The 17,758-nt window shown below is 58.5% G+C and carries 17 protein-coding genes; 12 read left to right on the top strand and 5 right to left on the bottom strand.

Annotation, left to right across the window (positions count from 1 at the left end):
- Positions 1–33: 33 nt before the first annotated feature.
- Together KUF59_RS05085 and KUF59_RS05090 are read right to left on the bottom strand one after the other, a co-directional pair.
- Entirely contained in the window at positions 34–582 is a 549-nt protein-coding gene (locus tag KUF59_RS05085; RefSeq protein WP_140976407.1) for a sigma-70 family RNA polymerase sigma factor, read from the bottom strand.
- A complete protein-coding gene (locus KUF59_RS05090; protein ID WP_212456850.1) occupies positions 582–812 on the bottom strand; it encodes a NepR family anti-sigma factor in 231 nt (76 codons plus the stop codon). Before KUF59_RS05090 ends, KUF59_RS05085 begins: the two co-directional genes overlap by 1 nt.
- A gap of 207 nt (positions 813–1,019) precedes the next feature.
- Between KUF59_RS05090 and KUF59_RS05095 the strand changes: the two genes are divergently transcribed.
- Entirely contained in the window at positions 1,020–1,826 is an 807-nt protein-coding gene (locus KUF59_RS05095) for a response regulator (RefSeq protein WP_212456849.1), read from the top strand.
- Positions 1,827–2,000: 174 nt separating this feature from the next.
- Positions 2,001–2,603 carry a nuclear transport factor 2 family protein gene (locus KUF59_RS05100; protein ID WP_212456848.1) on the top strand — a complete coding sequence of 201 codons (603 nt, stop codon included), beginning with the start codon at positions 2,001–2,003 and terminating at the stop codon, positions 2,601–2,603.
- Positions 2,604–2,636: 33 nt separating this feature from the next.
- Here the strand turns inward: KUF59_RS05100 and KUF59_RS05105 are convergent, their stop codons facing one another.
- Positions 2,637–2,993 (bottom strand): response regulator, encoded by a 357-nt coding sequence (locus KUF59_RS05105; protein WP_212456847.1) that lies wholly within the window; start codon positions 2,991–2,993, stop codon positions 2,637–2,639.
- Positions 2,994–3,359: 366 nt separating this feature from the next.
- Between KUF59_RS05105 and KUF59_RS05110 the strand changes: the two genes are divergently transcribed.
- The 4 genes from KUF59_RS05110 to KUF59_RS05125 all read left to right on the top strand — a co-directional run bounded on the left by KUF59_RS05110 (position 3,360) and on the right by KUF59_RS05125 (position 9,917).
- Positions 3,360–4,625 (top strand): tyrosine-type recombinase/integrase, encoded by a 1,266-nt coding sequence (locus KUF59_RS05110; protein ID WP_258768471.1) that lies wholly within the window; start codon positions 3,360–3,362, stop codon positions 4,623–4,625.
- 513 nt (positions 4,626–5,138) lie between these two features.
- Entirely contained in the window at positions 5,139–6,464 is a 1,326-nt protein-coding gene (locus KUF59_RS05115) for an alpha/beta hydrolase (RefSeq protein WP_258768472.1), read from the top strand.
- An 18-nt stretch (positions 6,465–6,482) separates the two neighbouring features.
- Complete coding sequence (locus KUF59_RS05120; RefSeq protein ID WP_258768473.1) at positions 6,483–7,763, top strand: tetratricopeptide repeat protein; 1,281 nt, start codon at positions 6,483–6,485, stop codon at positions 7,761–7,763.
- Between the two features lie 30 nt (positions 7,764–7,793).
- Positions 7,794–9,917, top strand: a complete 2,124-nt coding sequence (locus KUF59_RS05125) for a CHAT domain-containing protein (RefSeq protein WP_258768478.1) — start codon at positions 7,794–7,796, stop codon at positions 9,915–9,917.
- A 786-nt stretch (positions 9,918–10,703) separates the two neighbouring features.
- Here the strand turns inward: KUF59_RS05125 and speD are convergent.
- Positions 10,704–11,144 carry an adenosylmethionine decarboxylase gene (speD, locus tag KUF59_RS05130; protein ID WP_258768480.1) on the bottom strand — a complete coding sequence of 147 codons (441 nt, stop codon included), beginning with the start codon at positions 11,142–11,144 and terminating at the stop codon, positions 10,704–10,706.
- 189 nt (positions 11,145–11,333) lie between these two features.
- Here speD and KUF59_RS05135 point away from each other — a divergent pair, with 189 nt between their 5' ends.
- The 6 genes from KUF59_RS05135 to KUF59_RS05160 all read left to right on the top strand — a co-directional run bounded on the left by KUF59_RS05135 (position 11,334) and on the right by KUF59_RS05160 (position 17,122).
- Positions 11,334–11,516 (top strand): hypothetical protein, encoded by a 183-nt coding sequence (locus KUF59_RS05135; protein WP_258768481.1) that lies wholly within the window; start codon positions 11,334–11,336, stop codon positions 11,514–11,516.
- 53 nt (positions 11,517–11,569) lie between these two features.
- Positions 11,570–12,808 (top strand): radical SAM/SPASM domain-containing protein, encoded by a 1,239-nt coding sequence (locus KUF59_RS05140; RefSeq protein WP_258768482.1) that lies wholly within the window; start codon positions 11,570–11,572, stop codon positions 12,806–12,808.
- Positions 12,801–13,907, top strand: a complete 1,107-nt coding sequence (locus tag KUF59_RS05145) for an NAD(P)-dependent oxidoreductase (protein ID WP_258768483.1) — start codon at positions 12,801–12,803, stop codon at positions 13,905–13,907. The genes KUF59_RS05140 and KUF59_RS05145 overlap by 8 nt, the downstream gene beginning before the upstream one ends.
- A gap of 17 nt (positions 13,908–13,924) precedes the next feature.
- A complete protein-coding gene (locus KUF59_RS05150) occupies positions 13,925–15,484 on the top strand; it encodes a radical SAM protein (protein ID WP_258768484.1) in 1,560 nt (519 codons plus the stop codon).
- A 190-nt stretch (positions 15,485–15,674) separates the two neighbouring features.
- A complete protein-coding gene (locus tag KUF59_RS05155; protein WP_258768485.1) occupies positions 15,675–16,325 on the top strand; it encodes a class I SAM-dependent methyltransferase in 651 nt (216 codons plus the stop codon).
- A 50-nt stretch (positions 16,326–16,375) separates the two neighbouring features.
- Entirely contained in the window at positions 16,376–17,122 is a 747-nt protein-coding gene (locus tag KUF59_RS05160) for a hypothetical protein (RefSeq protein WP_258768486.1), read from the top strand.
- 58 nt (positions 17,123–17,180) lie between these two features.
- Here the strand turns inward: KUF59_RS05160 and KUF59_RS05165 are convergent, their stop codons facing one another.
- On the bottom strand, positions 17,181–17,687 hold the full coding sequence (locus KUF59_RS05165; RefSeq protein WP_258768487.1) for a molybdopterin-dependent oxidoreductase: 507 nt from the start codon (positions 17,685–17,687) through the stop codon (positions 17,181–17,183).
- Positions 17,688–17,758 lie beyond the last annotated feature (71 nt).

The following is a 17,758-nucleotide window of genomic DNA, read 5'->3' on the forward strand; positions in this document are numbered from 1 at the left end:
TGGCCGCCTTTCATACTTCAGGGCCTTGACTTGTCAGCCGCCGCTGCCGCCGATCACGGCGCGCACCGTCTCGTCGGGACCGAAATCTTCGGCACCGTCGACATAGAGCAGCGCTGCGAGCTTCGAACGCGCGCGGTTGACACGGCTCTTGATGGTGCCGACCGCGCAACCGCAGATCGAGGCCGCATCCTCATAGGAGAAGCCCGAAGCTCCCACCAGGATCAGCGCTTCGCGCTGGTCTTGCGGCAGCTTGTCGAGCGCGGTGCGGAATTCCTCGAATTCGAGATGCGCATTCTGCGACGGCTGGGTCTTCAGCGTCTTGGCGTAGTTGCCTTCTGCATCCTCCACCTCCCGCCGCCGCTTGCGATAGTCGGAGCGGAAGAGGTTGCGCAGGATGGTGAACAGCCACGCCGGCAGATTCGAGCCAGGCTGGAACGAGTCGATGTTGGCGAGTGCGCGCAACAGCGTTTCCTGGACCAGGTCGTCGGCACGGTCGGCATTGCCGCTCAGTGAAATGGCGAACGCGCGCAGGCTCGGTACCGCCGCCAGGATGTCGTCGCGCAAGGAGTCCGTGAGAGGCATTAGTCCCTCCCATTGTTGTCGTTGGATCCCCCGCCATTTTCCACTTGGGGTGTACCTCCGGGGGTATCAAGTTTCTTGATCAGTTCTGCGAACCGCTCCGGAACCCCCTGTCTGACGACGTCGTCATACATGGCGCGCAATTGGTGCCCAATCCGGGATTGGATCTCCGGAGTGAGCCCTCCCTTGCCGGGGGTCGTGTTTCTGCTGGCTTGAGACTTGAGATCTTTCATGACCTGTTCCACGTTTCCCCGAGTTAAGTCGCTGTAGAATCTAGAAATTCTCTCAACCGGGAGCCGTTCCCTAGAAAGACCCAATGCGAAGTTCGCCAAAAAGTTCCGCGTTAAGCGGAACTTTTCTTGGGTTCGGACGTCTTCAAGCCTACAGGGGAACCCGGGCCGCCCCTAACGATGCCTGGCCCAAAGAAGAATGGAGTGGGGATGACCCGTTCACAGCTTGTTGCTGAGCACTTGCCGTTGTTGCGCCGGTACGCCCGTGCCCTGACGGGCACCCAGTCATCCGGCGACGCCTACGTTGCAGCGATGCTGGAAGCCATGCTGGGCGATCCTTCCGTGCTTGACGAGAGTCATGGACCGCGCGCCGGCCTGTTCCGGCTGTTCACCCAGATCTGGAATTCCGTCTCGATCAACGACGATTCGGAAGTGACGACACTGCCGATGCCGCCGGAGCGGCGGCTGTCGAACATCACGCCATTGCCGCGTCAGGCCTTCCTGCTGCTGTCGCTCGAGGGCTTTTCGGAGGAGGAGGTTGCCTTCATCCTTGGCTCCGACGTCGCAGAGACGCGGCGCCTTGCCGATGCGGCCGGCCGCGAGATGGCGGCGGAGATCGCGACCGACGTGCTGATCATCGAGGACGAGACCTTCATCGCCATGGACCTCGAAAGCCTGGTGAAGAACCTCGGGCACAATGTGGTGGGTGTCGCCCGCACGCATTCGGACGCAGTGGCGCTCGCCAAGAACAAGCGCCCCGGCCTGATCCTCGCCGACATCCAGCTTGCCGACGGCTCGTCGGGGCTGGACGCCGTCAACGAGCTGCTCAGGACCTTTGAGGTACCGGTGGTGTTCATTACCGCCTATCCGGAGCGCTTCCTCACCGGCGAGCGTCCCGAGCCGGCGTTCCTGATCTCGAAGCCGTTCCAGCCGGCCATGGTATCGGCGGTGGCGAGCCAGGCGCTGTTCTTCCAGCGCAACTCGCGCAACCGCGCGCCCAAAGCGCCCGCGGCATAAGAGGGGCGCCCGCGGCGCAAGTTCGCGGCGAACCTCTACCGAATTGAGCCGGCGTGTCGAAAGGCACGCCGGCTTTTCGTTGGCTTGCCGGTGTGCTTGACGGCGACGGGATTCCTCCGTTGATACCGGGTTTGGCCGGCCGTGCTGCGGCCGTCACCTATCCGGAGATCTCTCATGCCCAACCAATCCCTCCTCGACCGCCTGGCTATCCGCGACCTCGTCGAAAACTGGGCAGTCTGGCGCGATGCCGGCGATTGGGAGCGATTTGCGACCGTCTGGCACGAGGAAGGCTGGATGTCGGCAACCTGGTTTCAGGGGCCGGCTGCAGATTTCATCCGGGTTAGCCGGGAAGGCTTTGCAAAGGGCGTGCGTATCCTGCACTTCCTGGGCGGCACCAGCATCGACCTCGAAGGCGCGCGCGCCATCGCGCAGACCAAGATGACCATCTCGCAGCGCGCGCCGGTGCACGATGTCCTGTGCGACGTCGTCTGCACGGGTCGCTTCTACGACTTCCTGGAAAAGCGCGGTGGCAGATGGGGCATCGTCCGCCGCCAGCCGATCTATGAGAAGGATCGGATCGATCCGGTCGATCCCGCCGCCGCTATCCGGCTCGATGCGGAAAAACTGGCCGCTCTTCCCGAAGGCTATCGCCATCTCGCCTACATGCAGGAGCTGATCGGCTACAAGGTGAAGCGCGACATGCCGATGCTGACCGGCGCTGAGGTCGACAAGCTTTACACCCAAGGTCGCGACTGGTTAGCCGGCAAGGCCAGCTAACAAGACGGGCTGAGAAACCCGGCCAACCAAAAATCAATGGGTGGCTTCGCGGATCAGGGCGGTCGGATAAACCGGCTTCGCCAGGAATGTCACCCCGTCGGGGAGTGCCGTCGCGGGCGCCTGACCTGAGATCACCACTACCCGCAATGCAGGATTATTCGTTCGGGCAAAGCGGGCGAGTTCGATTCCGTTCATTCGCCCCACCAGATTGATGTCGGTGACAAGCAGAACGGGATGCCTCATCTTAAGGGCGAGCGATGCGGTTTCTGCGTCCTCGCACTGGATCACCTGGAAATCACTTGCTTCCAGAAGCAGCGCGATCATGTCCCGCTGGATGTCGTCATCCTCAACGACGATCGCCAGGCGAGGGAATGGTTTTGACTGGCCCATTGCATTACCTCCGCGCTTTGTAACTTATGTTAAAGCGCGGGACCGGTTTCGGTTTCGGGGCGGAAATTATTTGAGGGTCCGGGTTGTGCCGCGCTGCGAGCGGCGGCGGCTTGTCGAGGTGGCGAGTGAATATGAAGCGGCCTGCTCATGCGGCAGCGCACAGGACAGCAGACAAAAGTAAGGCGCGACTGGCATCACCGCGTCGGTGGTCGAATTCCGCGCTTGTCCCCGATCGTCCGTTGCAGCCTACTAACGCTTTGTAAGTTCTGCTATAATCGCTTCACATAAATTCCGCCACCGTTCACGGATGTTCGCCGCCATCCGCTGCAATCCGTGTTCAATGGTGGGGCGGAGAGTGGGGCGGACATGGCCAAAAGACAGTTGCACAAGCTCTCCGCGCGGGAAGCAGAGGCTATCATTGAGCCCGGGCGCCATAGTGACGGCGGCGGCCTTTACCTCGCGATTGAGACGGGTGCGCACGCGCGACGCCAATGGATTTTCCTCTACCGTGCGCGCGGCACCGGCAAGCGCCGAGAGATCGGGCTGGGCCCCGCCAAGGGCAAAGGCAGGGACGGCATCTCGCTCGCTGACGCCCGACTCAAGGCTGCAGACACACGCAAGAAACTGGCCGAAGGCAAGGACCCGGCGGCGGAGCGGCGTGCCGAAATGCTGGCGGCTACGACGTTCGGAGAGTTCGCGGATGCCTTCCTGGTATCGATCAAGGCGGGCTTCAAAGGCAAGAACACGCTGGCCGACTGGACACGAGACCTAAAGGTCCGGTGCAAGCCTATCCGGGAAATCGAGCTCGCCAACATCACGGTGAACGATGTGTTGGGGATCTTGTCGCCCATATGGATGACGATCAACCGCACGGCACGCGAAACTCGAAGCCGCATTGAGCGCGTCCTTGACGCTGCAGAGGCCAGGGGGTTTCGGTCCGGCAAGAACCCCGCGATGTGGAAGACCTTGAAGCCGCTCTTGCCGAAGTCAAAGCGGTCGAAGCGCCATCACAAAGCCGCACCCTACAAAGATGTACCCGTCATCGTTCAGGCGCTGCAAGCCAAGCACGAAGCGGCGGACACGGCCGTCAATCTCGCCGCCGAATACATCATCTTGACGGCGGTGCGGACCAGCGAAGCGCGCCTTATGCGCGTGCGCGAGGTGGACTTTGCAGAACGGCTTTGGACAATCCCAGCGGAACGGATGAAGTCAGAAGACCATCCCGAAGGCAAAGATTTCGAAGTGCCGCTCTGCGACCGCGCCGTTGCGATCTTGAAAGCTGTCATCCCTAAGGAGGCCGCGCGTAGCGCCTACGTATTCGCCGGACAATGGTCCAAGGACCGTACGAAGCCGCTCGGTATGAATGCCGTGCTGCAAGCACTAAAGGCAGTCTATCCGGCTATGACGACCCACGGATGCCGGTCCAGTTTCCGCGATTGGGCGGGTGACGAAACGCGTTTCGAACGCGAAATTGCGGAAATGGCATTGGCCCATAAGGTGGGTGATGAAACGGAGCAAGCCTATCGGCGTGGGAACGCGTTGAAGAAGCGGCGACAGTTGATGGACGCTTGGGGCCGATACGTCGCAAGCGGTTCTAACGTGATCCGACTCCCTCGTGGCGGGTTGGTATAATTCGACACGCGTCCCGCGCGGCGCTTTGACCTTTGTTTCCGGTGTCCTTTCCGACCGCTGAGACTAATACCGCCTTCGATAACGACGTAAGCGCGAATCGAAACGCGCAGGAAAAAGAGGCAGGGATACTGTCCGTCGTGGGTCTGGCTGATAGTTCGAGGACCGTCGGTGTCGGCAAACGGGTGATTCCCCGTCTTCCTGCGGCGAGGGATGCATACGTCTAAAGGTTATCGATCGAGCCGCTTCGATAGCGTGGCGCGGAGCCCATCGCTGTCGCGCCCGAAGGTGGCTGCGGGCGGCCGAACCTAGGCCCCCCCGCAGCATCGGCCTCGGCGGCGCGGTAGTAACCTTTTGGGGCTGGTGAGGTAACCGGTGTTCGCCAAAATCTAAGCTTGCCTTTACAGCTCTCGGTTGAGTTTATAGCATCGCGTGCGGAAGGACGTCGTGCTGCGGTAACGCGCCGCCGGTGTCTCTTACGTCGTCGCATTTGAATCATGAATTTTGGGGGCTCTCTTGATCTGGTCAGTGATTCGAGCAGCTACGGCATTGCTTCTCTCGGCGAGTTGCGCGTTCGCGCAGAACTCCACTCCCCCGGTTTCCGAGCCTTGTGCGGCGATAAGGGCATCGCTGAATCCCGATCTGGACGAACAAGCCGAAAAGCTGAATAAGCAGGCTGCTGACCTCAAGGCGCGTATCGCCCCCCTGAACGAAGGCGCCGAGAAGGATGCGCTCGACAAGGAGTTGAAGGACATCCAAGGAAAACTGCTCGATCTTGTTTTCGCCCGCGAATGCATACGCTCTGACATGACCATCCAAGTGTTTCGAGGTCCGAGCGATCCACCCACCAAGTGGATCGAGATCACGACGTATTTCGCAACAAACCGACAGGCGACCGGAAGCTCGGTGCCAGAGAAATTCTTCGGCCCGGAGCGGTCGAAGGACAACGAGAACGAGAACCAATTCGGAAAGACTGTTGTTTCGATTCCGACGGCGAGAAGGGCCGGCGAATTGAATTTACCCAGCCTCTGGAAGCTCGAGGTCAACCCGGATCCGGCCAAGCATTTCGTCTTCAAGCAGGTCATACCGCTGGATACCGCTGCCGCGACGGCCGAAATGGCGAAGATCATCGGTCAGAGCACAAAGAAGTCTCTTCTTGTCTTCGTTCACGGGTACAACGTCAGTTTCGCGGACGCCGCCCTGCGAACCGCGCAGCTCGCGCACGATCTCTCGTTTCCCGGTACTGCCGTGTTCTACAGTTGGCCTTCGCTCGCCACGACGCAAGGCTACTGGCACGACGAAGAAACGGTTCAACTCTCGGAAGATGCGTTCGATGCCTTTCTGGACAACATAGCCGGTCTCGGCGCGTCCGAAGTATTTCTCATCGCGCACAGCATGGGCAACCGGCTCGTCACTACGGTCCTGAGAGATCGGGCGGCGAAAGGAAAGACTATCCCGAATTTGAGAGAGCTCCTGCTGGCCGCCCCCGACGTGAACGCGGAGATCTTCCGTGAGAAGATAATTCCAGGTCTTGCGGCCATCGACGTACATCGGACGATCTATGCATCCAGTTCTGACGTTGCGTTGCGGGCTTCGAAGATTGTCCACGACTACCGCCGCGTCGGCGAGACCACCGACGGTGTGCTGACCTTCAAAGGGTACGAGACCGTGGATGCTTCGAAGGCCGCGCCGGCTGTCCGCGCTTTCGGGCATTCGTACGTCGTCGACAGCACTAAAGTGCTCGGCGATATCGCGGATACGCTGAGCCTGCACTTCACCGCGGACCAGAGGAGCCTGCCAAAGCAGGGGACTCCGCCCGACATCTGGTGGGTGCTCAAGTGAAGTGATCGAGAGGGCAATATGTCTCGCTTGCGACGATGGATCCTGGCTACGGCCCTAACGCTGGTCGCGTCGCACGGCAACGGACAGCAAACCGCGGATTCTGCGATTGAGCAGGCCAGGCAACTTCTGGATCGTGGAGCCTATGGCGCCTCGCTTTCGGCTCTAGACAGTATTCCAGCTTCGACCGCACTGAGCCAAACGGAGCGCCGGAGCATCGCCACGATCCGTGCGGAAGATCTCTTCGGCCAGGGGAAATTTGACGATGCGGTAGCTCCCGCTCAGACAGCGCTCGACGCCTCCGACGGTCTCTCGAAGCAGGATATGGCCGATGCTCTGTTCCTGGTCGCCAAGGTCGCCGTAGCGGGCGATGGTTCTCCTACGGAGGCGCTCGAACGGGCGCTGAAGGCCGCCGTCGAAGCGGACGGTCCTGACGGCCTGCGAGCGTTGCGCGTCAAGGACAGGGTCGCGCTGGTCATGTCCACTTCCAGCGCAGCCGAGGCGGAACAGATGATGCGCGACGTGATCGCAAATGCTGATCGACTCCCGGATAATTTCGCGCGCGACAAATTGCGGTTCGGCAACACCCTCGGAATTGCGCTTCTACGCGAAACGAAATTCGATGCGGCGCGCGAGGTGCTATCCCCCGTCTACGATGGGCGGGTCAAGCTGCTATCGAAAAGTCACCCTGAAACGCTGGAGAGCGAACACACGCTCGGCTACGTGTTGCGTCGGCTCGGACGCACTCAGGAAGCCGACGATCTGTTGACCGAAGCGCTTCGGCTGCGAATTCAGGTGCTGGGTTCCGACCATCCCGACACCCTCGTCACGCGGACGATAATCGTAAGGCAGCTCCTCGACAAATCGAAGTTCGACCAAGCGCTGAATGAATCCCGCGCGATAACCGCTGCCCTCACCGCGCGTCTGGGGGAGAAGAACGTGCGGACGATCGAGGCGATGTCTGATCTGGCTGACGCGCTGTCCCGCAGTGGCCGGGTGTCCGAAGGGATCGAGACCAGTAAGCGTGTCTATTCGCTTGCCGTGGAAGCGATCGGGGAGACGAAGCCCGAAACGATGAACGTCGGCCACCAGTACGCGGGATTGCTCTACCAATCCGGACGGTACGGCGAGGCCTTATCGCTGTTCCAGCGGATACTCCGGGCCACGAGCGCCCAAGTCGGCGACGACAACATCGATACGATTGCGACCTTGCACAACATCGCGGCCGTCTTATCCGATCTCGGCAGAAACGACGAGGCTATCGAAATCTATCGCTACTCCGCCTCGGTCCTCGCCAACTAGCTTCCGGATACCCATCCCGCTCGCCTGAGCGTGCAGAACAATCTTGCCCTGGCTCTGCGAAGCGCCGGCCGATACGCCGAGGCGTTCGATACGGTCACCGAAGCCGTTCGTTTGCGGACGGCCGCGCTGGGACCTGAAAATCATCTGACGCTGCTGTCGCGCAGCAATCAGGGCGCAGTCCTGGCGGCTTTGGGGCGGTACCCCGAGGCGATATCCACCCATCGCGACGTGTACGCCATCAGGATACGTAAGTTCGGCGAGACGAATCCGGAAACAATTAAGAGCCTGCATAACCTAGCTTCGACGCTTGGCGACGCCGGACAACGAACGGAGGCGCGGCAGCTCTTCGAGAAGGTCGTCGCACTCCGCACCCAGTTTTTGGGTCCTCGCAATATCACGACGGTCATCTCCATGCGCGGACTCGCCGACGTCATGTTCGCGAACGGTGATCTTGACGAGGCCAGGTTGATGTATCGCCGGATCGTCGATGCGGCCGAGACCCTGCGCTCCGAGGGTGGTCTGTCGGACGCGCTGCGTAGGACGTTCTTTTCGACTATCACGCCCGCCTACAAGACGCTCGCGGTGCTGGAAGCTCGATCCGGAGACTTCGAGGGAGCAATGAGGGTCGCGGAGCTTTCGAAGGCTCGCACTCTGATCGAAACCTCCTCCACGCGCGGCACCGCGCGGAGCTCTCTCACTGACACCGAACGAGCCGCTCTGTCCGATCTCGAATTCAGGATCGCGACGCTAGACGGCCGCATTCCGCTTGTGTCCGACGTCGCCCTGCGTTCCGATCTGGAGGCGCAGCGCAACGGACTGTCGGCGGACTTCGCCAACCTGGATCAGGCGCTTCGTTCGAAGTACCCGCTCTACCGGGAAGCGGTCGATTTCAAGCTGGCGGACGCGAAGGACGCGATCTCGCTCCTGTCCACAGATGGGGTGATCCTCGATTTCGTGCAGGGTGACCCAGACCTGATGCTCATCTGGATCGACGGGCAAGGTCGACGAGGTGCCGTGGTCTTTCCACCCTATGCCAATCTGCCTTCGACGTTGGAAGCGTACCGTGCTGCCTTGGCACGACCGGACGGCGTCGCCGGGTTGCGTTATCCGCCGCCCGGAACGCCGAGAAATCTTGTCTGGAAACTCAAGGACGGCTCATTCCGGATGCAGTCCGCAGAGGACGGTGCGGTCGAAGGTGCGAAACTCGTTGGCGACATCGAAGAGATCAGAGACGAGCTGTCGTCCTGGTTCTCCAAAGCACTTCCCGCGGAAGTTCTGAAGGCGCATCGTTGGTACGTCAGCCCGGACGGGCCTCTTGCCTTGATTCCGCTGGATACGCTGAAGATCGGCGGTTCATTCTTGATCGAAACGCACGACATTTCTTCGATCCAATCGATTTCCCTGATGAACTTGTCGAGAGAGCGTTTGAAGCGCTACGCGCAAAGCGAACGCTCTCCAATGCTGGCGATAGGAGACCCGACGTATTCTGTGGCGCCGCCGGAGAAGCCGTCGTCCGGAATCGACGCTCTGCGCGGCCCCACCGAAGGCGCGGCGGGTCGAATCACCTGGCCGAACTTGCCCGGTTCGGCCAAGGAGTTGAGCGAACTGGCGTCACTGTTCGATCTGAAGACCGGTAAGGACCTGTTTTCAGGTTCGGACGCATCGAAGACGACCGTACGGCGCCTGCAGGATGAGAACCGATTGCAGCAATATCGCTACGTGGTGTTTTCGACGCACGGATATCTCAATCAGCAGAACCCCGATCTGAGCGGTATCGTTTTGTCACAGACCAATCTGGGCGAGAACGAGGACGGATACCTGCGGGCCTCGGAGCTGTCGGCATTCGATTTCCGTACCGATCTCGTCTTCCTCTCCGCGTGCGAGACGGGTGTCGGGAAGTGGGTGTCCGGCGAAGGTATTCTAGGTCTGCCATTCTCGCTCTATGCAGGAGGAAATGCGGGCACCATTCTCACGCTGTGGCCGGTGCTCGACGGCAGTACCGCGGAGTTCGTCGAGCGCTTCTTCCGGAAACTGAAGGATGGAAAGCTGGCCGGCGTCGCTCTATCCGAGACGAAGCGGGAATTCATCGCCGAGGCTGACGAAACCAAGCGCCGGCCGGTGGTCTGGGCACCATTCGTGTACTATGGAGACTGAGCGATGCGTGGCCCGCACCCGGATAATGATAAGGCGTGAAGTTCACCGTGCGATCTTATGCATGGCTGTAGCTGTTTTCGAATCAACGCCTGACGACCGCGACAGAAATGTGAGGATCGGATCGAATCCTGATGGATGGCTGTTCACCACGTTGGATAGTTCAGCATGCCGCATCGTTAGCCTTTTTACCGACAGCGACCTGTGGTCCGCCTCGCCGTGGAGGCGTTCGGTTTTGAGCAACTTTGCCGACCTTGACATTCTGCAGCCTCTCAAGAAAAAGGCGAGCGACGCTGTGCTACCAGATTGTGGCCCGCGGGATCGCTCGCGCTTGAGCAAGCAGTGGTTCCTGGCATGCTGGCGATTGGCGATGCCGCGCAAACCAGGGACCCGCTGTGCTCCCAGGGGATAGTCGCGGCGATGGAAAGCGCGGAGACAGCGTCGACCCTGCTGGCGATGGATTTTATGCAAAACCAGTTGCGAGCAGCAGAGCTTTATGAATATGAGCGCAGGCGGCAGCTAGCCCGCTACCTTCAAGACAGATACGCGTACTACCGGACTGAGCAGCGCTGGGCGTCACAGGAGTTTTGGCGCCGCCGACACGATCGCACCGAAATCGAACGAGCCATTCGACCCCTGGCACCACCCCGTTCGAAAGACACAAAAGCTTTCTCGGACTCCGTATAGAGCAGAGCTTGGGAAAAGTGATGTTCCGAGGTCGGCTTCGCTTGAGTGCAACCTGTTCGAGGGCTGATGCCACAACCCTGCACGGACCAATGATGACCCCGCTCAACCTCGAGCCCGCGCGATCATTCCCCGCGTTCGCAGACCATTGGAATACCCGAGGCATTCGATCTCAATGTTCGACCAGCCGTCGGTATGAGCGCCGCGAATTGCCTGGAGGACGATAGTTTGCATGGGACTGAACGTCTCTTCGATTATCGGGATAGTTCGCTCCGGCTTGGCGTTGCCACACATGAACACATCCAGCGCTGCAAAACAGTTTTCAGGCCAGGTATGGATACTTATATGGCTCTCGGCCAGTAGTACGACGCCAGTGACGCCCCCATGGGGCTCGAATTTGTGGAGATGAACATGCAGCAGGGTTGCCCCAGCCTGTAGCGCTGCATTTGCCAATGCATCCTTTATGCGATCCGCGTCTTCCAAATGGCGCGCTCCCCACAGATCGATCAGCAGGTGAGTGCCGTGGGACCGCCGGTCGTGGATCATCAGAGTGGTCTCGGTGAGGACGAGGAGCGGCTCAAACAGACGACAGGTGCCGTCGCAACTTTATCCTGTGAATTTCTCAAAAGACAACTATCGAAGTGATCGTGGCAAGGTCATCATGTGGACAAGGTACAATCATTGGTGGTGACAGTTTAGTGAATGTATCCCCCGTAGCTCAAAAGGAGAGCTTTGATGTCCAACAGCCCAGCTCAGCAAACACTCACTCTTGAATTGACCCCCGAGCAAAAGCAGAAACTCGAAGAATTCGCGAAAGCGACCGGCAGCAAAAAGCTGACGGCGAGTGCAGAGTTCGAGGCGGCCGTCGACACCGGCAAGATTTCGCCGGCGACGTTTCTCGTTGGAAATGCGATCTAAGCATCAAACGCATCTCCAGCTTTCCGTCAGCTCCGCAAGCGTGAGTGGAATTCATGCGCAAAAAAAAGCGATCGCGCATTGAAGAATTTGGTTACACACTCGCGTTTGCGGATACTGGCGATATCGGTTTCTATTCCAAAGAGGTTGCTCCTCTGATCGAAGCAGAGGCAGAGCAGAAAGAGTTTGAACCCTTCAGGCTGGATACGGTCCCGATCGGCGAAAGCTTCCGTCTATCGGCTCCGCTGATCGTGTGGTTTGAGATAACGCGGTACTGCAATCTACCGTGTCTGCACTGTTACGTGGAAGCTGGGCCGAAAAGAACAAACGAGCTGACAACCAGCGAAATCTACGCGGTTCTTGATCAGTTGAAGGCCAAAGGCGTCTTCTCGATCGTGTTCTGCGGAGGTGAGCCGTTTGCTCACCCGGATTTCATATCCATCGTGAAATATGCTCACGAACTTGGATTTGTCATTTCGATCGCAACCAACGGCACTTACCTCTCCCAGTCGGTCATTGACGAAATCCCACGCGAAGAGTGCGTGGTCAGCGTGAGCCTGGACGGCACCGAGTCGCACAAGAAGATGCGACATCTGACAACCTATGAAGAGACGGTCGAAAAGCTGCTGTTGCTCAAGAAGAATGGAATCCGCTCCGCCGTGATGACCACGTTGACGAATTCCAATCTCGCTGAGCTTCAGGAGATCTTCGAGTTCACGTCCCAGCAGGATCTGTTCTTTGGAATTACGCCTTTTAGTCCTGTCGGGCGAGGTAAGCGGTTTCCTCATCTGACACCGGGTAGAAATGTCGCGCAAAGTGCATCGCCGCTCTACTTCAGGAACTACCTCGACCGGATCGAAAAGATGCAGAGGATCGGCCTTTGCGTCCAGAAGTTCCTTTCCTTCTCCTATAAGCTTTCGCACGCCATGCAGCGGGAGTTTTGCGGTATCTCGCTCGCGTACATTTCGTCGGACGGTGAGGTCTACCCGTGTTCGGTTTGCATGTCCGCCAGGAAGTATTCCGCGGGGAACTTGAGACAGCTGAGTTTTGCCGAGCTGTGGGACACGTCGTTCAATGACATCAGGGCTGTATCCTTCAAGGATTTCAAGGGATGCGCCAACTGCGAAATTGGGAGCGCCAAACACGCTTGCGCCGGCAGGTGTCCGGTCATGTCCGAGATCTACACCGGTGATCCGTTCCTATGCGGCGCGTCGGAATTCCTGAAAGAGGCCAACAGATCAAACGGCGCAAGAATCGCGGCCCATCTTCAGTCCGTCGAGAGCGGTGATGGCTAGGCCGTCGATTGCGCTTCTAAAGGAGCGAGGAAGGAGCGAGACACGAGTGCTCCTACTGCCACGGGAGATCAAAACCCTGGTCCAGGACAATTACGACGTCATGGTTGAGACGAAGGCTGCGGCGTCGGTCGGAGTATCTGACGAAGCCTATGCGGAAGCCGGAGCGCAGATCGTAACGTCAGCCGAAGCATGGCAGGCCAATCTGGTCCTCAAGTATAAGGCACCTCTACCAGAAGAGTACCGATACTTCCGCAAGGGCTGCCATCTTGCCGCTTTCATGCATGCTGAGGGAAATCCCGGCTTGATGAACGCGCTCAAAGCATCAAAGCTGACCGCATATGCTTTCGAATTCATCTCACGCGCAGGCGCGTATCCGGCATCGGTTTCGGATTCTGATATTGCCGGGCGGCTGGCCGTTATCTACGCAGCATACCATCTCCAGTCTCATCTTGGCGGGCGAGGACTGTTGCTCGGCGGTGCGCCGAACGGATCGGCTCCTCACGTCATCATTATAGGTCCCGGAAATGTCGGACGAGCAGCCGCGCAAACGGCGCTCGGATTGGGCGCCCAGGTAACCTTCTTCTGTCGTAGCCCGGCGAGAATAGCGGATATCAAACAGGAGTTCGGCACGCGTGTGAGATGTCTGTTCAATCGCCCGAGCGTCCTCCGTCAGGAAGTCAAGAAGGCTGACGTCCTGATCGGTGCGATTCTGATCTCGACCTTCGACACGCCCGCGATGGTGGATGAGCGCATGGTATCTACCATGAAGCCTGGATCGGTGATCGTGGACGTCACCTGCGGCTACGGAAAAGGATACTTGCCGTCGTTCAAACGCGCAACGAGCCATCGCTCTCCTACTCTGCTGGTAAACGGCGTCTTGCATATCAAGATCGATCATTTGCCCGCGTCTGTGCCGGTAACGGCGTCCCAAGCGACGTCCGCACGTCTGATCAGATATGTCCGCAGGTTGGCCGACGTCTCCTTGCGGGGCGGCCAGTCGAGAATGATTGAACGAAGCATGATCGCTAAAGCCGGCGAGCTTGTTCATTCCGAGCTCATTCGTCATGACGCAGTGAAAACACGAAGACCAATCACCTGAACCATCCGGAGTTCGGCATGTTGCAACTCGAGAGAGACCCCTCAAAGATTGAGCCGGACGTCCTCCAGTACTTCCTCGCCAAGCAGAGTGACTTCGGGTGCACGAACGTATTGCCCGCGCATCTGCCGACGACCTCGCATACAATCGATATGGCCAGGAACGCGATGACGCTCGACTACGCGATTTCCAAGGCGTATCGGATACCTTTCTATGAGAGCTCAATTGCGAGGTTCGCCAGTGACCAGAGTTCGTCAGATCGCCAGTGCGGGTCCGCCAATCTGGATTTGCCCGGCTGGTTCTTGACGGGCTCGGTCTACTCTTCGCACCTGGATGCCATCCGCCGCGCGAGCAAGGCGGAGCTGCTGAACAGAGTGCGTGGCGCGTTGACGGACTGCATAGACTCTATTCATCTTTTTTGTCCAAAGCAGTGCAATCTGACGTGTTCAGGCTGCTACGCGTCCGCCGTTCCGATCGACAAGCACCCGTATACGGAAGAGCAGATTACCGCCTATTTTGACGGTGTCGCCAGGATCATCTCCCAGGCCCAAGCCCTGGGTGCAAAGACGATACAGACATCAGGAGACGGTGAAGTAACGGTCTTCCCGCGGTTCTTCGATCTGCTGCAGCTGGTGGCATCGTCCGGCATGCAGTGGCTGATCTTCACCGCAGGATTGATATTTTCCAGCGAAGACGCCGCTGCGAGCCATTGGAGAACATACGGCCATTTTTCAAGCCATCACATTCGTGAGCGGATTAATCGCAATATTGCGCGGTTTGCTACGGCCGGAGTTAGCAAGCCGACCGTGCGCGCGTTCATATCCCAGATCGAGGACTACAAGGATGTCCTGCAGATCTATCACTCGGTTTGGAGCACATCGAGCCTCGATAATTCAAGCTGGCGCAATCCCAGGACGGGAAACTATGACTACCGTGAGGTCAACCTCGGTGATCACTCACTGGAGCTGCCAACGAGCTTGCTGGATCTGATGGCGGTGTTTCATGGCAATCATCGCAGCCGTTTCGGCGTGGAGTTTCCGGTCAGCGATGCTTCCGTTCGAGATGTTCCCGCATTAGCCAAGTTTGTGGCTCACGAGGGCCTTCGGAGCTACTTCGAGCCGGTCATAAGAACAGGGCGGGCCAGAAGGGGCAGAATTGGCGGACAAAAGTCATGGTCTTGCGAAAATGAGGCTGTAGCTTCGCAGAACGTGGCCAAACTGCTCGCAAGAAAAGAGTGCTCGTTCCGGTTCCTCCATCAGCCGATCGCCAAATTCAGAACTGGCGACGGATTCTTTGCCAGCCCAGGCACCGGTGTCGACCTGGAAGATCTCAAGAGCCTGGGCGTGCTGGAGAAGTTGAGCGTGCGTGACAATCTGTTCGGCGCCATCCACTCGCCACTGATCGTCAATGCAAATTACAACTACACGTCCGGGTGCAAATGCAATCACTTCTCAGAGCGCCTGCTGTTCAACAGGAGCAGTCTTGCTGCGGAGTGGCAGGGCCTCGCCAGCCTATCCGCCGGCGAGATCACCACCGCCGGTCTCATCGATCGCCTGGGTGAGGCGAACGATGTGCCCTGATTTCGCAGCTACGGGGAATAAGGGGGCCTCTCGGACCGGGGGCGCTCAGCCGCTTCACATTGGTTATGAAGAGAGAAGTGTATTCTACCATGACGAATTCCTTCCCTTTCCGGGTGAAGTCGAGTTCATTGCCTCTGCTGCTCGAGCGCGAGGCGGAAATGTCCTCGAGGTGCCATGCGCTTGCGGGAGATTGACGATCCCGCTTTCGCGCCACGTTGAACACATCACCGCTGTCGACCGTGATCCGCAGATGATCCTGCAATTGCAAAAGTGCCTCTCTTCGCAGGGCAGGATCGAGAAAGTAGATACTTTCGTCGCAGACATGCGGTTTCTGAAGCTGTCTTCAGTGTTCGATGTTGTCGTGTGTCCACGGGAATCGTTTCAGCTTCTCGTCAATGAGATCGATGCGCTACACGCGCTCGCATCATTCCGACGCCACGTCTCAAAGCGGGGATGTGTGATTCTTGATCTGGCGGCATTCGCGCAATCGAGCGAAGCTCTAGACGATGCGCCCGAATATTATTCGCCGGGGCTCGCCGACGACGAAGTCGTCGCAGACTGGGAAAGGCGCCTGGATGATGGCCGCACTCTCAGAAGATCGCGATCCCAACGCGTCCGTTCACCTCAACTGCTGGAGCTGACTTTCTTCCATACCCTCACAAGCGGGGCGGTAACCGAGGAATTTGTCTCAACAGTAGAGCTAAGGATCTATTCGCTCTCTCAGATCTGCGATCTGCTGAAGGCCGGCGGGCTTGAGGTGGTAGAAGCATATGGCAATTATGGGAAAGCACCCATCAGCGAAAATTCTGCTCGCTTTGTCATTTTGGCGGAAGCCAGGTGATGTGTAGCCAGACTCGGTATGTTGGCGGCTGGTTGGGCGAGGACGGGGGATTGGTGCGTTCATCCAGCGCCCCTTGGAGAGAAGCGCTGTCGCACAGCCAGCTTGATCAAGGGCATGTGGATTATTTCTCGCAATACCGTTCCCTGTATTTCAACGAGTCCTTCCGGGAAGGGCAGGGGACCGAGGAGATTCTCGAACTCATCGCGGCCCTTGACGAGGTCGGGTGTTGGCTTGATCTTGGTTGCGGTCCAACCACCCTGTTCTGGTCTATTCCAGCGAATGTAAGATCAAGCATTGATTGCTGCGACAAGAGTGCCGAAGCACTCAAGGTGCTTTACGACTTCATTCTCTCCGACGAGATCCCTCCGTGCTATCAGCAGGTGCTAACGAGGTACGGGCGTGATCGTAGTTACCTGGCGGGCGTGCGAGACAAGATAGACAGATTCATCGTCCACGATGTGCTCAACACGCCTCTTTGTGGCGTTCTTGCTCGCCAACACGAGTTGATCACGGCAATCGGTCTGTTTGGACTTTCCAGGAATCCGGAGCGCTACGCATGGGTACTTGGAAATGCCGCGGCCCAGCTCGCTGACGAAGGTTACATGATCGGGGCCGACTGGGTCAGGAGCGCGCGCTTCATCGGCGCTGAGGGACACGATAACTCATACATCAACGAAGCATTGATCAGGGACGCGGCCGGCGAACACCGGCTGGATGTGCTGTCGCTGAGCAAGATCCGTATTCGGGACGATCCTCTTTATTCGACCGTCTTTGTCTGGCTCATGCGTGGAAAATAGTTCGTGGGGACCGCCGGTCCGAAAGCCGGCAATCAGCCTTTTTGCGTTGATGTCGTCGCTATTGGGGTGAAGACTTGATGATTCTCAGCAATTTAAGTTGCTTGACCCAGCGGCTGTGACGGCTTTCTTGAGGTGAAATGACCTGGAGAGGGCCGGTCCCAGCCGGCAAGGGTGAGCTGTCTTGTGCGTCTGCCACCAGGAATGCGCCGTTGTCGAACTCGGGAAGTGAAACGATCGCGACGAAACCATCGGCGCCTTGAACGTGAAGATACTTCGCGATGTCGGCGCCTTTCAAATCCTGTTTGAGCGGGACACCCGCCTTGGTCAGCGGTGCAGCCAGATCAACCACCGAATAGGTCGAGGGCTTCCCGGTGGAATCCGTGACCGTTATCGATGCGTGAGGAAGTGCCTGAAAATCGGCTTCAGACAAGGACAGTGGAGTCGTCACCTGTCCGTCTATCGTCAAATAGGGAGATGACGTTCCAGTTTGCGCCTGCGCGCCGGCAGCAAAGAGCAAAAGGAGAAGTGCCGCACGCTCTGTGATCCAGCAGAACACGATCGTCATGCCTCCTTTAAAAGTCGGAACGAAGCCCGCGTTCTCAGCCAAAACTGAATCAATTCGGGCTTGCACGAAAA

Origin of the sequence: Bradyrhizobium arachidis, assembly GCF_024758505.1 — a bacterium.
Classification (GTDB): Bacteria; Pseudomonadota; Alphaproteobacteria; order Rhizobiales; family Xanthobacteraceae; genus Bradyrhizobium; species Bradyrhizobium manausense_C.